This is a genomic window from Paraburkholderia sp. CNPSo 3281 (genome assembly GCF_024206515.1).
Taxonomy (GTDB): Bacteria; Pseudomonadota; Gammaproteobacteria; order Burkholderiales; family Burkholderiaceae; genus Paraburkholderia; species Paraburkholderia nodosa.
The window spans coordinates 1-13,467 of sequence record NZ_JAMBPS010000002.1; the positions used below are offsets into that span (position 1 = coordinate 1).

Consider the following 13,467-nt stretch of genomic DNA (forward strand, 5'->3'; position numbering starts at 1 on the left):
GATGAGGTGTTGCTGGTCAATTCGAGTGGTCTGGTGCGCTTGCGGGGGCAGAAACTGAAGCTCTCGATTGCGCTCAAGGGGCTGCGCGTGGCGGCCCGTCCAAAGGACGACGAAGACGGTGTATTCGAGCTCTGGTTTGCCCATCACCGTGTCGCGACACTTGACCTGAAAGCAGCATTGCCGTGAGTATCAGGTGTCAACGATGTCCTCATACATGTGTCAATCATGTCTCCAGTCTGTACACCGCTGCAAAGAAAGGAGGTGCCGCCCCGCACAGGGGCAACCCAGGCATACCGACACGAAAACAAGGAAAGGCCAACTCCGCACGCAGCCCAAACAAAATCACTTCACCGCAGGCAAAATCTTGCCGACGCAGGCACCAAAGCCCACGCGATAGCCATCGCCCTGGCACCAGCCCGCGAGCGTGAGTTCGTCGCCGTCTTCGATGAAGCCGCGCGTGCCGCCGCTCTTCAGTTCGAGCGGATTCTTCGCGTTCCACGTGAGCTCGAGCAGGCTGCCGAACGAGTCCGGCGTCGGGCCCGAGATCGTGCCCGAACCCATCAGGTCGCCCACGCGCGTGTTGCACCCCGCCACGGTGTGATGCGCGAGTTGCTGCGCCATCGACCAGTACATGTGGCGGAAATTCGTGCGCGCGATGGTCGTCGCCTCGGCCGCGCCATCGGGGCGCATCAGCACTTCGAGCGAAATGTCGAATGCGTGGTCGCCCTCGTGACGCAGGTATTCGAGCGGCTGCGGTTCCTGCACCGGCTGCGCGACGCGGAACGGCGCCAGCGCGTCGAGCGTCACAACCCACGGCGAGATCGTGGAAGCGAAGGTCTTCGCGTTGAACGGCCCGAGCGGCACGTACTCCCATTGCTGGATGTCGCGCGCGCTCCAGTCGTTGAGCAGCACCATGCCGAAGATGTGGTCCTCGGCGTCTTCGCACGCGATCGGCTCGCCGAGCGCATTGCCGCGCCCGACAATGAAGCCCGTTTCCAGCTCGATATCGAGCTTGCGGCACGCGCCGAACACCGGGCGATCCTGATCGGGCAGCTTCAACTGGCCGTTCGGGCGGCGCACCGGCGTGCCGCTCACCACCACCGACGAAGCGCGGCCGTTATAGCCGATCGGCATCTCGGACCAGTTCGGCAACAGCGCATTCTTCGGATCGCGAAACATCGAGCCGACGTTCGTCGCGTGTTCCTTCGACGAGTAGAAGTCGGTGTAGCCCGGAATCTGCACGGGCAGATGCAGCTTCGCGTCGGAGAGCTTCACGAAGGCGCGCTGGCGCAACGCCGCGTCGTCGCGCAGCGCGGCCGTTTCGCGCGCGAGCAGCGACGAAAGCTGCACCCGCACGCTGCGCCACGTCTCGCGGCCAAGCGCGATGAAGTCGTTCAGCGCGGCACGCGCAAAGACGTCTTGCTGCGCGCCCGCGGGCAGACTCAGCAGCCCGGCTTCGTGCAGCACCGCAAGGTCGGCCACGAGGTCGCCGATCGCCACGCCCACACGCGCCTTTGCGTTGTGGGTATTGCTGAACACACCGAACGGCAGGTTCTGGATCGGGAAATCGCACTGGGCGTCGTTCGCGCTCTCGACCCAGCTCTTGCGCCTCGCGTCGAGCGTTGCCTTGAGTTCGTCCGTCATGGTGCTGTTCATTGCTGCTCCGGATTGAAGTGTTTCGTGAGGCCTTGCCAGCACTCGTAGTAATGCGCCTGCAGCTGGCTCGTTTCGAGCGCGTAGCGCGTCGGGCGGATCAGCGTGCGGGTCTCGAACATGAAGGCCATCGTGTCGCCGACCTTGTGCGGTTTCGTCGTGTCGGCATGCGAGGCTTTTTCGAAGGTCTCGGCATCCGGGCCGTGACCCGACATGCAGTTGTGCAGGCTCGCCCCGCCCGGCACGAAGCCTTCGGCCTTGGCGTCGTACACGCCGTGCACGAGGCCCATGAACTCGCTCGCCACGTTGCGGTGGTACCAGGGCGGACGGAACGTGTTCTCCGCCGCGAGCCAGCGCGGCGGGAAGATCACGAAGTCGATCGAGTCGACGCCCGGCGTGTCCGTGGGCGCGTGCAGCACGAGAAAGATCGAGGGATCGGGGTGGTCATAGCTGATCGAGCCAATCGTGTTGAAGCGGCGCAGGTCGTACTTGTAGGGCGCGTAGTTGCCGTGCCACGCCACCACGTCGAGCGGCGAGTGGCCGATGTCGGCGCGCCAGAGCTGGCCGTTAAGCTTGGTAACGAGTTCGAACTCGCCTTCGCGGTCTTCATACGCGGCGACGGGCGTGAGGAAGTCGCGCGGATTCGCGAGACCATTCGAGCCGATCACGCCGAGATCGGGCAGACGCAAGAGCGCGCCGAAGTTCTCACAGATATAGCCGCGTGCTTCGCCATCGGGCAAATCCACCGTAAAGCGCACACCGCGCGGGATCACGACGATCTCGAAGGGCTCGACGTCGAGCCGGCCCATCTCCGTGCGGATGGCAAGACGCCCTTGCTGCGGGACGATCAGCAGCTCGCCGTCGGTGTTGTAGAAAAAGCGGTCGACCATCGGCCGGTTCGCTGCGTACAGGTGGATCGCGCAGCCGCTCATCGAGGCCGCCGAGCCGTTGCCCGACATCGTCACCCAGCCGTCGATGAAATCGGTGGGCTCCGTGGGCATGGGCAGCGCATCCCAGCGCAGCTGGTTGGGCGGCGTGGGCGGCACATCGCCGAAATCGGCGACGAGGCGCGGCGCACCATTCACATCGAGGCGCGACGTGACCGGGACAAACGGCTGATGCACCGCGCCCGGACGGATCCGGTAGAACCACGTGCGGCGGTTGTGCGAGCGCGGCGCGGTGAACGCGGTGCCCGAGAGCTGCTCGGCGTACAGGCCATAGGCGCATCGCTGCGGCGAGTTCTGGCCTGCGGGCAGCGCGCCCGCCAGCGCCTCGGTCGCGAATTCGTTGGCAAAACCGCTCATGTAGCCATGCTGGACTTCGGTTGGGTGCCGCAAAGGTGCGTTCATAGCTGTCTCTCCACGTTCTCGGGCCGTGACGTAAGGTCACGAGATTTACGAATAGTAAAACCAATTACGATTAGTGAAATTAGGCGTAAACCCTGACGAACGGCCGGTCGCCTCCAGAACGGGCGCGAATGGTCGATAACGTTATGACCAAACAGTCCATCCGGCGCGGCTGCGGGCTGCTACCATCGGGTCATGCGACCCCGTGCGGGGCTCTCGCTTTTCACCCGCTTTCACCCGCTTCCCGCTACATCACCATGATTGCTCCCACCATTCCCGAGCTCGTTGCCCGCGCCGCCGACCATCCGTTTCTCGGCGAGCACCTGGCGATGGGCACTGGCACTCACGCCAAAGAGGCCGTGGCGCGGCGGCGCGGCATGGAGCTATTGAGCGCCTACGAGCCGATTTACGACATCAGCGTGCACAGCGGGGCGCAGTCGCTCACCGCCGATCTCGCGATGGCCTCACGCTTTGGCGATGAACTCGGCTTTCAGGCAGTCACGCTGCGCGAACAGGACGGCTTGCTCGCGCCCTGCGACGCATTCAGCGACACGCTCGACGATCCCGACCTCGTCGCGGTCGACCGCATGGTGCGCGCGCTGCACGCCATCAATTTTCTGGGTGGCCAGCAGCACGGGCTACTCTTCCTGCGTGTGCACGAGCGGCTCCTGAAGAGCGTGAAGTACGACCATGGAAGGCATTTCTCGAACGTGCTGGTGTCGTTCGGGCTCAACCCCGGGCGCATCGTGATCGAGCTGCCGGCGGCGGCGGTCGCGCACCGCACCTTTCTCGGCTATCTCACGAAGAGCTATCAGCGGTACGGGTTCAAGGTGGCGGGCAATCTGCCCAATGCCGGGCAGATTCTTTCGGTGTCGGACGTGCCTCGGCCCGACTTCGTGAAGATGGATGCGGCGTCCGCGCTGCGCGATTCGATGGTGAAGCCGCTCGTGAGCTATGCGGCGCGGCTGCGCATTCCGCTCATTTTCAACCGCGTGACCGATGCGGCGCAGTTCGAGCAGTTGCAGCAATACGACGTGCGCTTCGTGCAGGGGCCGGTGTTCGCGGCCCAGGACAAGGTGATTTGAGGGTGTGATGCAAGCGCGGCGCCGGGCGGCGCCTGAGAGGCCTTAGAGGCTGACGGGTTCCTGCTCCAGCTCCACGCCGAAGCGCGCGAGCACGTCGCGCTGGATCGCCGCTGCGAGTTCGAGAATGTCAGCGCCGGTCGCGCCGCCGCGATTGACGAGCACGAGCGCCTGACGCTCATGCACGGCCGCCGCGCGCAGCGCACGGCCCTTCCAGCCGCACCGGTCGATCATCCAGCCCGCCGCGAGCTTCACGCGCCCGTCGGCCTGCTGGTACGAAACGATCTGCGGCTCGCGCACGACGAGCGTATCGAACTGCTGTGCTTCGATCACGGGATTCTTGAAGAAACTGCCCGCGTTGCCGAGTTCGAGCGGGTCAGGCAGCTTCGCGCGCCGCACCGCGACCACGGCGTCGAACACGGCGCGCGCATGCGGCGTCTCGCCGGCGTTGTGCTGCGCCAGCTCGCGCACGAGGTCGGCATAGCCCGCGTTGGGCTGCCAGGCCTTCGGCAGGCGGAACGTGACCGAGGTAATGACGAAGCGATCGCGCCCTTCGCGCTTGAAGAAGCTGTCGCGATAGCCGAAGCGGCAGGCGGCCGCGTCGAACTCGACGGCTTTGCCCGTCGCCATCTCGATGGCCCGCACCGCCACGCAGCGCTCGGCCATCTCGAGCCCGTAGGCGCCGATATTCTGAATGGGCGCCGCGCCTACCGTGCCCGGAATCAGCGCCAGATTCTCAAGGCCCGGCATGCCCGCTTCGAGCGTCCAGGACACAAAATCGTGCCAGTTCTCGCCCGCGGCCGCCTCCACGTACCAGGCGTGGCCGTCTTCGTAGGCGACGCGCTTGCCCGCCAGCCCCATGAGCAGCACGAGACCGTCGAAGTCGCGCGTGAGCACGACGTTGCTGCCGCCGCCCAGCACGAGCGTGCGCAAGCCCTGGGCGCGCGGATCGCGCACAGCAGCGGCGAGGTCGGTCTCGCTTTCGACCCGGCACGCGTAGCGCGCGCGCACGTCGAAGCCGAACGTGTTGTGCGCGCGCAGCGCAAAGCCGGCGGCAAACCACGTCGTGACGGGCGTTTGGATGACGGGCATCGAGGAAGAACGGAACATGGACAGCAGACGAAAAATGGCCGGAAAGGCCGCCGGCGGGCACCTGCGCACCACGGACTCGCCACCGGGCGGCGGCAAGCCGCCTTGGGCAAACGCAACAGCGCCGGTAGAATGGCGTCGGTCCGTGATTATAGCGAGTGCGCGAACCGCGGCCTGAAAATGCGTCGGCGGGCCGCGGAATACGGCTGCGACCCGCGGGCATTTAGCTTGCGTAGCTTTTGCATCGCCGTTTGCGCACCTCGTACTTTTTGGAGAAAGCAATGCCATCGTTTGACGTCGTCAGCGAAGCCAACATGATCGAAGTAAAGAACGCCGTGGAGCAATCCAACAAGGAGATCTCCACGCGCTTCGACTTCAAGGGCTCGGATTCGCGCGTCGAGCAAAAGGAGCGCGAGCTGACCGCGTTCGCCGACGACGACTTCAAGCTCGGCCAGGTGAAGGACGTGCTGGTGTCGAAAATGGCCAAGCGCAATGTGGACGTGCGCTTCCTCGACTACGGCAAGATCGAGAAGATCGGCGGCGACAAGGTCAAGCAGGTCATCACCGTGAAGAAGGGTGTGTCGGGCGACCTCGCGAAGAAGATCGTCAAGCTCGTGAAGGACAGCAAGATCAAGGTCCAGGCCAACATCCAGGGCGACGCGGTGCGCGTAACGGGCACCAAGCGCGACGACCTGCAAAGCGTGATCGCCATGCTGCGCAAAGACGTGACCGACACGCCGCTCGACTTCAACAACTTCCGCGATTAAAGCGGCAAGTCCATCGCATGGCGGGGCGGCTCGGGCCGCCCCGTTTCATTTCACACGCCCCGCTTTTTCTCGCGCTCAGTCCGCCGTCACCACGAGCGGCATGAGCACTTCGCCGGTTTCCAGCAGGGTCTTGAGGTTCGAGAGGATGCGCGGCCAGCCGCCCGACACCTTTTCGATGAAGATCGATCCCGCCCGCGCCATGCTGTGCGTTATCGTGAGCTTGACCGCGTGCTCAACGGGCTCGATGTCGATCGTGCAGTGCGAATCGCCCTCGGCATGGAGTTCGGCCAGGAACATGTTGCGCCAGCGCAGCACGAGCCGGCGCGGGGGATCGGATTCGACCACCGCGCCCGAGTCGGCAATCCGGCCGTCGGCGAAGCGCAGCGACCAGGGCGACCCCGTTTGCCAGTCGCATTCGTGATGCATGCCGAACCAGTAGCGCTCGGTGAACTCGCGGCTCGTGAGCGCCGTCCACAACGCCTGCGGCGTGGTGCGGATGAACGTGACGTAGACGAACGTCGAGTCGCCGGCGGCACTGCCTTGCGTGTGCTTGTCGCTACTCATGACTGTCTCCTTCAAGTGATCGCTTGAGGTCGACGAGCGCGCCCACGCGCTCGTGCTCGAATTTGCCGATCCAGCGCGCGGCAATCTCGCCGATGGGCACCGGATTGATGAAATGCCGCTTCTCGCGCCCATGCCGCTGCGTCGCGACGAGATTCGCCTCTTCCAGCACGGCGAGATGCTTCGTGACCGCCTGGCGCGAGATGGCCAGCCCCTCGCATAAATCGGTCAGCGTCTGGCCGTTTTTCGCATGGAGGCGGTCGAGCAGTTGACGGCGGCTCGCGTCCGCCAGCGCGCGGAATACGGCGTCGTCGTTCATGCATTGATTATGCAACCTTACGGTTGCATGTCAAGGTGAAAAAACGGCGCCGCAGCGCCGTCCTCTCCCGTCGCGCCGGCCTACTTGCTGGCGCCCGCCGCCTTCTTCTCGCCGATGCGGCTTTCCTTGCCCGCGATGAGCTTGGAAATGTTCGCGCGATGCCGCCAGAACAGCAGCACGCTCATGGCGAGGATGGCAAGCGCGACGATGCGCGGGCCGAACATGAACACGTAGTAGAGCGGCGCGAACACGGCGGCCGCCAGCGCCGCGAGCGACGAGTAGCGCGTGAAAAACGCGACGATGAGCCAGGTGGCGAGCGTGGCGACACCGAGAATCGGATTCACGGCGAGCAGGACGCCGGCAGCGGTGGCGACGCCCTTGCCGCCCTTGAAGCGGAAGAACACCGGATACAGGTGGCCGAGGAACACGGCGATCGCGGCGAGCGCGACGGCAGCGTCGCCCAGACCGTAACGTGGGCCGAAGTGCGCGACGAGCCAGACGGCCAGCCAGCCCTTGAACGCGTCGCCGATCAGCGTGAGGATCGCGGCCTTCTTGTTGCCGCTACGCAGGACGTTGGTCGCGCCGGGATTGCCGGAGCCGTAGGAGCGCGGATCGTCGAGGCCCATGAAGGCGCTCACGATCACGGCGAACGAAACCGAGCCGATCAGATAGGCGAGAACGGCGACGAACAGGTTGTACATGCACAAAACCCGGAGGAAGTGGAACGATGCGCGCCGGGCGGTAGCGATGGTCATCGCCGCCCGGCAACGCGCGACGGCGCTCATTCTACCGAAGCGCGGGCGCGCCCTGCCCGCAGCGCCGGCACAACCACGCACAAACCAGGGTAATCAGGGAAGCAACGGGAACTGAGGGGCGGATCCGCTCAGCGAGCGTCGCGAGTTATTCAACCGTTATTCGACGCTCGCGCACTGCACCGGCTTCGCGTTCAGGAGCGTCGTGAGCACCGCCGGGGCGAGGCTCACGAGGTAGCCGCGACGGCCCCCATTGAGCCAGATCTCGTCGAGTTCGAGTATGGTCGATTCGACATACACGGGCATGGCTTTCTTCGTGCCGAAGGGCGACGTGCCGCCCACCAGGTACCCCGAATGACGGTTCGCGACTTCGGGCTTACACGGCTCGATGCGCTTCGCACCGATTTGCCGTGCGAGATTCTTCGTCGACACCTTGCGGTCGCCATGCATGAGGACGATGAGCGGCTTCGCATTCTCGTCCTCCATCACGAGCGTCTTGACGACGCGATGCTCGTCCACGCCGAGTTGGCGCGCGGACTCTTCCGTGCCGCCGTGTTCGACATACTCGTAGGGATGCTCGCCGAATGCGACGCCCGCGCGGCGCAGCATCTGCGTGGCGGGCGTTTCAGACACGTGTTTCGTTTTGCTCATCGGCGCATTGTAATCGCACGCTTTGCAACAACTGCGCCAAACGCGTTTGCCAGGGTCAGCCGCGCGGATGATGCTTCGCGTGCAACAGCCGCAGCCGCTCGCGCGCGACGTGCGTATAGATCTGCGTGGTCGAGATGTCGCTGTGGCCGAGCAGAAGCTGCACGACCCGCAAATCGGCGCCGTGATTGAGCAGGTGAGTCGCGAACGCGTGGCGCATCGTGTGCGGCGAAAGTGGCGCATGGACACCGGCCGCCGCCGCGTGGCGCTTGATGATGTGCCAGAACTGCTGGCGCGTCATGCCTTCGGCGCGCGCGGTCACGAAGAGCGCGTCGGTCGTGCGTGCGCCGAGCAGCGCCGGCCGCGCCTCGCGCAGGTAGCGCTCGATCCACGCGTGCGCCTCCTCGCCGAACGGAATGAGCCGCTCTTTCGAGCCCTTGCCGAGGACACGCACGACGCCTTCGTTCAAGCCCACCTCGACCGTCTTGAGCGTGACGAGTTCGGTCACGCGCAGGCCGCTCGCGTACATCAGTTCCAGCATCGTGCGATCGCGCAGGCCGAGTGGCGTCTCGACATCGGGCGCGCCCAGCAGCGCCTCGACCTGCGCCTCGCTCAAGGTAGACGGAAAGCGCGGCGCCTGCTTCGCCGAGCGGATGCGCACGGTCGGGTCCGAATGCACGCGCTGCTCGCGCAGCGCCCAGCCGTAGTAGCGCCGAAACACCGAAAGGCGCCGGTTCGCCGACGTGGATTTATCGTCCTTGCGGCGCGCACTGTAGGCGAGCAAGTCGTCTTCGTGGGTCGTATCGAGCGCATTGGAGCGCTCGCGCGCGAGCCATTGCGCGAAGAGGCGCAGATCGCGCCGGTAGGCGTCGAGCGTGTTGCGCGAGAGGCCATGCTCGAGCCACATGGCGTCGCAGAACGTGTCGATGGAGGTGAGGCTCGACGCGAGCACTTCGGCCGCGGCGGGGTCGAGCGCCTGCTCCGTTTCGTCGGCGGCGTCGCTTGCGGCAAGCGGCGGATTCGTCGTCATCGTCATCGTGTTATCGCAGCTCAAATCGGTTCGACGTGCATTCGTGGGCGAGCAGCCAGCGCTTCACGTCGCGAAAGAAGCCTTCGCCGCCGTGATGCGCGAAGCCGCCGAGGCCGCTCGCCGACACCACGCGATGACACGGAATCACGAGCGGAAAGGGATTGTCGCCACACGCCTGGCCCACGGCGCGCGGGCTCACGCCGCCAATGCGCTTCGCGAGTTCGCCGTAGGTGAGGACTTCTCCCGCCTCGATTGCGCAGATGCCGTCCCACACGCGCCGCTGGAATTCGGTGCCGAGCGGTGCGAGCGGCAGGTCGAAGCCGGCGTCGGCGCTCTCGAAATACTGGCCGATCTGCGCGGCCGCGCGCGCGGCGAGTTCGCAATCGGGCTCGACGCTCGCCGTGTGCCGCGGCAGATAGACGATCTCGCGCAGCGCTTGCCCGACGGTACGGATGCCGACCTTGCCGAACGGCGCGTCGATCACTGCGTTGAACATCGTCGTCTCCTTCGCGCGCGAATGTTGCACGCCATGGTGCCGCGTTGTGCGCGCGATTTCCAGCGCGCCGTCGTTCAGTTTCATGTCCATGCCAGCCTCCGCGGTGTCCATTTGCGTCAAGCCGCCTCCAGCGCCCAAAGCACGTGCTCGCGCACGACGGCCGACGCGTCATGCTCGCGCTCGCGCAGCGCCTTCACGATCGCAGCGCGCGCGGCGCCGCCATCGTTGCTCGAGGCCTCACGCGTTGCGCGCAGTGCATTGCCCATTGCCACCGCGATATTGCGCGACCAGCTCTCGTAGCCGATGCGCCGTATCGCGCTGCCCTGCATGCGCTCGTCGAACTGCGCCGCACTCCAGCCGAACAGGTCGACGAGGCTCGCGCGATCGAGCCCATGACGCACGTCGAAATCCGCGACGGGCGCGGCCTTCGCGAATTTGTTCCATGGGCACACGAGCTGGCAGTCGTCGCAGCCATACACACGATTGCCGATCAGCTCGCGCAGTTCCAGGGGAATGATGCCCTTGAGCTCGATCGTGAGATAGGAGATGCAGCGGCGCGCATCCACGCGATACGGCCCGGTGATCGCCCCCGTTGGGCACGCGTCGATGCAGCGCGTGCAACTGCCGCAATGTGCGCCCGGCGTTTCCGGTGCGGCGCTGGCTGGGTCGTCGGCGTCGGTGGGCAGCGGCACGTCCACGTAGATCTCGCCGAGAAAGAAGAGCGAGCCCGCGTCGCGCTGCAGCAGCAGCGTGTGCTTGCCGCGCCAGCCCACGCCCGCCTTCTGCGCAAGCTCGACTTCGAGCACCGGCGCGGAGTCGGTGAACACGCGAAAACCGAACTGGCCGATCTCGCCCTCGATGCGCTCGGCAAGCTGCTGGAGTCGCGCGCGCAACACCTTGTGATAGTCGCGGCCGCGCGCGTAAATCGACACGACGGCGGCATGCGGGTCGGCGAGGCGCGCGTGCTCGCGCAGACGCCAGTCGGCGTGAACGCTCTGGTGGGCAACGTTCGTGCCAGCGCTCTCGCTGCGATCCGGGCCGCCTTGCGAAGCACTTTCGTGCGTCTTTCCCTCTGCATTCGGCGCGAGCGTATCGATGGGCAAATAGGCCATGCGCGCGGTGATCACGCGTCGCGTGCCGGCCACAAGCTCGGCGGGCCGCGCGCGTTTCATCCCATGTTTGGCCATATAATCCATCTCGCCGTGGCAGCCTGCTTCGAGCCACGCGGCGAGGCCCGCCTCGGCATGGGAAAGGTCGGCGTCACTGATACCGATCGCACCGAACCCCAGCTCGCGCCCCCACGTCCGGATGCGCGCCGCGAGCGCGGCAAGCGCCGCCTCATCGAGCAGCGTGGCCTGCTCGACGGCCGGCACAGACGACTCTCGCGGTGCGTTAGCTCGAGCATGCGCTTGAGCACACGCCTGAGCGGACGTTGGGTCGAGCGCCTCCGAAGACGCGCGCGCATCCTGCGCGGAGTTGGAAGGGGAGTGCGTGGGGTTCATTACGCCATTTTACGAGAATGCCCGACACGCCCGGTCACGACCACGCGCCGCTTTTGCTTGATCCATCCGCCGCCGTTCTCCTCGAACGCCGTTTCGACCTTGCAAACGCCGACGCCACCGACGCCTTCGGCGCACGCTTTGCGCACGCGCTCGATTCGCTGCGCGCAAATGTTGCACAAAAGAGCGCGCAGAATCACGACGCACCGCCCTTTCACGGGCTGCACGTGCAGTTGCATGGCGACCTCGGCGCGGGCAAGACCTCGCTCGTGCGCGCCACGTTGCGCGCGCTCGGCCACGCGGGCCGCGTGCGCAGCCCCACCTACACGCTCGTCGAACCGTACACCGTCGCCACGCCCTGTGGGGAACTCCAGCTCTATCACTTCGATCTGTACCGTTTCAGCGATCCGGCCGAATGGGCCGACTCGGGCTTTCGCGAATATTTCGCGCAAGATGCGGTGTGCCTCGTCGAATGGCCGCAACGCGCGGGCGGCCTGCTTGGCGTACCCGATCTCGTGTTCTCGCTGGAGCCGGATGCAAGCGGCGAAGGCCGCGTGCTCACCGCCTACGCATACAGCGCATCAGGAAAGGCATGTCTAGAAAGATGTTAATCAAACCGTTCCGCTCGATCGAATCGGCCGCCACCGCCACGCACAACTGGCGTCGCCGGCAGATTCTGAAGGCGGGCGCCTCCACGCTCGTGCTCGGTCTTGCCGTGCCGCGCCTCGCGTGGGCCACTTCGGTCGTCGGCGTGCGGGTGTGGCCCGCGCGCGACTACACCCGCGTCACCATCGAATCGGACCAGCCGCTGCAGAACACGCAGCAACTGCTGCAGGGCCCGGATCGGCTCGTCGTCGATCTCACCGGACTCGATCTCGACGACGCGCTCAAGAACCTCGTCTCCAAGATCACGCCGAACGATCCGCAGATCCAGGCCGTGCGCGTGGGCCAGTACCAGCCGCACGTGGTGCGCATGGTGTTCGACCTCAAGGGCGGCGTGAAGCCACAGGTGTTCACGCTGGCCCCTATCGGCTCGTACAAGTACCGGCTCGTGTTCGACCTCTACCCGGCGGTCGCGCCCGACCCGCTCATGGACCTGCTGGCGCAAACCGAGCACAAGCAGCAGCAGCTCGACGCGCACGAAGCGATGAAGGACAGCGTGCCGCCCTCCACGCCGCCCACGCTCGCCGGTCCCAATGCCGGAATCGGCGCGCCGCCCGCGCACGACAACAGCGACGCATTTTTCGAGCGCTACGCGCAGAACGACGCGGGCGCCTCGCCCGGCACGCCGCGTTCCGCGCCCCCCGTGGTTGCGCCGCGTCCGCCGAGGCCTGCCGCGCCGAAGCCGCCTGTCGTCGCCCAGCGCAACAACGACGACGACAACGCCAGCGCCGACGACAACTACGGCTTCACCGCGCCGAAGTCCACCAGGGGCGGCACCACGCGCCTGTTGACGGTCGCGATCGATCCGGGCCACGGCGGCGAGGACCCGGGCGCGATCGGCAGCGCGGGCACCTACGAGAAGCACGTCGCGCTCGACATCGCGAAGAAGCTGCGCGCGAAAATCGACGCCCAGCCCAACATGCGCGCGATGATGACGCGCGACGCCGACTTCTTCGTGCCGCTGAACGTACGCGTGCAGAAGGCGCGCCGCGTGGGCGCGGACCTGTTCGTCTCGATCCACGCCGACGCGTTCACGACGCCCGAGGCGCGCGGCTCGTCGGTGTTCGCGCTGTCGGAGCACGGCGCGACGAGCGCCGCGGCGCGCTGGATGGCGAACAAGGAAAACGCGTCGGATCAGATCGGCGGCATCAGCGTGCAGACGGCCGACGCCGCCGTGAACCGCGCGCTCTTCGACATGTCGACGACGGCGCAGATCCGCGACTCGCTGCGTTACGGCGGCTTCGTGCTCAACGAGGTCGGCGAGATCAACAAGCTGCACAAGGGCTCGGTCGAGCAGGCGGGCTTCGCGGTGCTCAAGGCGCCTGACATTCCGTCGATCCTCGTGGAGACGGCCTTCATCAGCAATCCCGAAGAAGAGACCAAGCTCAACGACGACGCCTATCGCGACAAGATGGCGAACGCGGTTCTCAAGGGCATCAAGCGCTATTTCGCGGCCAATCCGCCGCTTGCGAAGAACCGCATGACCTGAGTGCCGTGTGAGGCGTCCGGCGGCTTCAGAAACGCCGCGCAAGCCTTCGGGCTCGCGCGGCGTTTTTCATCTG

14 protein-coding genes and 1 pseudogene are annotated in these 13,467 nt (G+C 65.9%); 5 read left to right on the forward strand and 10 right to left on the reverse strand.

All coding sequences use genetic code 11. The features are described 5' to 3' along the window. Nucleotides 1-186: pseudogene (locus M3I56_RS02070) on the forward strand (IS481 family transposase); the annotation flags it as partial. 156 nt (nt 187-342) lie between these two features. On the opposite strand, the gene fahA reads toward M3I56_RS02070, so the two are convergent. Further along, nucleotides 343-1,656 carry a fumarylacetoacetase gene (gene fahA / locus M3I56_RS02075; protein WP_254352353.1) on the reverse strand — a complete coding sequence of 438 codons (1,314 nt, stop codon included), beginning with the start codon at nt 1,654-1,656 and terminating at the stop codon, nt 343-345. Beyond that, the gene (gene hmgA, locus M3I56_RS02080; RefSeq protein WP_254352354.1) at nt 1,653-3,002 is read right to left on the reverse strand and encodes a homogentisate 1,2-dioxygenase; all 1,350 of its coding nucleotides are present in this window, start codon (nt 3,000-3,002) and stop codon (nt 1,653-1,655) included. Before hmgA ends, fahA begins: the two co-directional genes overlap by 4 nt. Nucleotides 3,003-3,256: 254 nt before the next feature. Here hmgA and M3I56_RS02085 point away from each other — a divergent pair, with 254 nt between their 5' ends. Then, the gene (locus M3I56_RS02085) at nt 3,257-4,084 is read left to right on the forward strand and encodes an EAL domain-containing protein (RefSeq protein ID WP_254352355.1); all 828 of its coding nucleotides are present in this window, start codon (nt 3,257-3,259) and stop codon (nt 4,082-4,084) included. 42 nt (nt 4,085-4,126) lie between these two features. Here the strand turns inward: M3I56_RS02085 and murB are convergent, their stop codons facing one another. Next, a complete protein-coding gene (gene murB, locus M3I56_RS02090) occupies nt 4,127-5,164 on the reverse strand; it encodes a UDP-N-acetylmuramate dehydrogenase (RefSeq protein WP_375541674.1) in 1,038 nt (345 codons plus the stop codon). 287 nt (nt 5,165-5,451) lie between these two features. Here murB and M3I56_RS02095 point away from each other — a divergent pair, with 287 nt between their 5' ends. After that, on the forward strand, nt 5,452-5,937 hold the full coding sequence (locus M3I56_RS02095; RefSeq protein ID WP_254352357.1) for a YajQ family cyclic di-GMP-binding protein: 486 nt from the start codon (nt 5,452-5,454) through the stop codon (nt 5,935-5,937). 75 nt (nt 5,938-6,012) lie between these two features. Here the strand turns inward: M3I56_RS02095 and M3I56_RS02100 are convergent, their stop codons facing one another. From M3I56_RS02100 to queG, 7 genes are all read right to left on the reverse strand, one after another. Further along, on the reverse strand, nt 6,013-6,501 hold the full coding sequence (locus tag M3I56_RS02100) for an SRPBCC family protein (RefSeq protein WP_254352358.1): 489 nt from the start codon (nt 6,499-6,501) through the stop codon (nt 6,013-6,015). Continuing rightward, the gene (locus M3I56_RS02105) at nt 6,494-6,817 is read right to left on the reverse strand and encodes a helix-turn-helix transcriptional regulator (RefSeq protein ID WP_028202056.1); all 324 of its coding nucleotides are present in this window, start codon (nt 6,815-6,817) and stop codon (nt 6,494-6,496) included. Before M3I56_RS02105 ends, M3I56_RS02100 begins: the two co-directional genes overlap by 8 nt. Before the next feature lie 80 nt (nt 6,818-6,897). Continuing rightward, nucleotides 6,898-7,518 carry a glycerol-3-phosphate 1-O-acyltransferase PlsY gene (plsY, locus tag M3I56_RS02110; protein WP_254352638.1) on the reverse strand — a complete coding sequence of 207 codons (621 nt, stop codon included), beginning with the start codon at nt 7,516-7,518 and terminating at the stop codon, nt 6,898-6,900. Between the two features lie 210 nt (nt 7,519-7,728). Further along, nucleotides 7,729-8,220, reverse strand: coding sequence for a Cys-tRNA(Pro) deacylase (ybaK, locus tag M3I56_RS02115; protein ID WP_254352359.1), 492 nt, complete (start codon nt 8,218-8,220; stop codon nt 7,729-7,731). Between the two features lie 55 nt (nt 8,221-8,275). Beyond that, nucleotides 8,276-9,253, reverse strand: coding sequence for a site-specific tyrosine recombinase XerD (gene xerD, locus M3I56_RS02120; protein WP_375541664.1), 978 nt, complete (start codon nt 9,251-9,253; stop codon nt 8,276-8,278). Between the two features lie 4 nt (nt 9,254-9,257). Further along, entirely contained in the window at nt 9,258-9,743 is a 486-nt protein-coding gene (locus M3I56_RS02125; RefSeq protein ID WP_254352640.1) for a methylated-DNA--[protein]-cysteine S-methyltransferase, read from the reverse strand. A 116-nt stretch (nt 9,744-9,859) separates the two neighbouring features. Further along, nucleotides 9,860-11,116: a tRNA epoxyqueuosine(34) reductase QueG gene (gene queG, locus M3I56_RS02130; RefSeq protein ID WP_254352360.1), complete on the reverse strand. Its 1,257-nt coding sequence runs from the start codon at nt 11,114-11,116 to the stop codon at nt 9,860-9,862. A 146-nt stretch (nt 11,117-11,262) separates the two neighbouring features. On the opposite strand from queG, the gene tsaE reads away from it, so the two are divergent. Next, nucleotides 11,263-11,853, forward strand: coding sequence for a tRNA (adenosine(37)-N6)-threonylcarbamoyltransferase complex ATPase subunit type 1 TsaE (gene tsaE / locus M3I56_RS02135; RefSeq protein WP_254352361.1), 591 nt, complete (start codon nt 11,263-11,265; stop codon nt 11,851-11,853). Beyond that, nucleotides 11,835-13,394: an N-acetylmuramoyl-L-alanine amidase gene (locus M3I56_RS02140; protein ID WP_254352362.1), complete on the forward strand. Its 1,560-nt coding sequence runs from the start codon at nt 11,835-11,837 to the stop codon at nt 13,392-13,394. Before tsaE ends, M3I56_RS02140 begins: the two co-directional genes overlap by 19 nt. Nucleotides 13,395-13,467 lie beyond the last annotated feature (73 nt).

Excerpts from the sequence above, each read along its gene's own strand:
- fahA (WP_254352353.1), bottom strand. The coding sequence starts at position 1,656 with ATGAACAGCACCATGACGGACGAACTCAAGGCAACGCTCGACGCGAGG.
- hmgA (WP_254352354.1), bottom strand. The coding sequence starts at position 3,002 with ATGAACGCACCTTTGCGGCACCCAACCGAAGTCCAGCATGGCTACATG.
- M3I56_RS02085 (WP_254352355.1), top strand. The coding sequence starts at position 3,257 with ATGATTGCTCCCACCATTCCCGAGCTCGTTGCCCGCGCCGCCGACCAT.
- M3I56_RS02095 (WP_254352357.1), top strand. The coding sequence starts at position 5,452 with ATGCCATCGTTTGACGTCGTCAGCGAAGCCAACATGATCGAAGTAAAG.
- M3I56_RS02100 (WP_254352358.1), bottom strand. The coding sequence starts at position 6,501 with ATGAGTAGCGACAAGCACACGCAAGGCAGTGCCGCCGGCGACTCGACG.
- M3I56_RS02105 (WP_028202056.1), bottom strand. The coding sequence starts at position 6,817 with ATGAACGACGACGCCGTATTCCGCGCGCTGGCGGACGCGAGCCGCCGT.
- plsY (WP_254352638.1), bottom strand. The coding sequence starts at position 7,518 with ATGTACAACCTGTTCGTCGCCGTTCTCGCCTATCTGATCGGCTCGGTT.
- ybaK (WP_254352359.1), bottom strand. The coding sequence starts at position 8,220 with ATGAGCAAAACGAAACACGTGTCTGAAACGCCCGCCACGCAGATGCTG.
- xerD (WP_375541664.1), bottom strand. The coding sequence starts at position 9,253 with ATGACGATGACGACGAATCCGCCGCTTGCCGCAAGCGACGCCGCCGAC.
- M3I56_RS02125 (WP_254352640.1), bottom strand. The coding sequence starts at position 9,743 with ATGTTCAACGCAGTGATCGACGCGCCGTTCGGCAAGGTCGGCATCCGT.
- tsaE (WP_254352361.1), top strand. The coding sequence starts at position 11,263 with ATGCCCGACACGCCCGGTCACGACCACGCGCCGCTTTTGCTTGATCCA.
- M3I56_RS02140 (WP_254352362.1), top strand. The coding sequence starts at position 11,835 with ATGTCTAGAAAGATGTTAATCAAACCGTTCCGCTCGATCGAATCGGCC.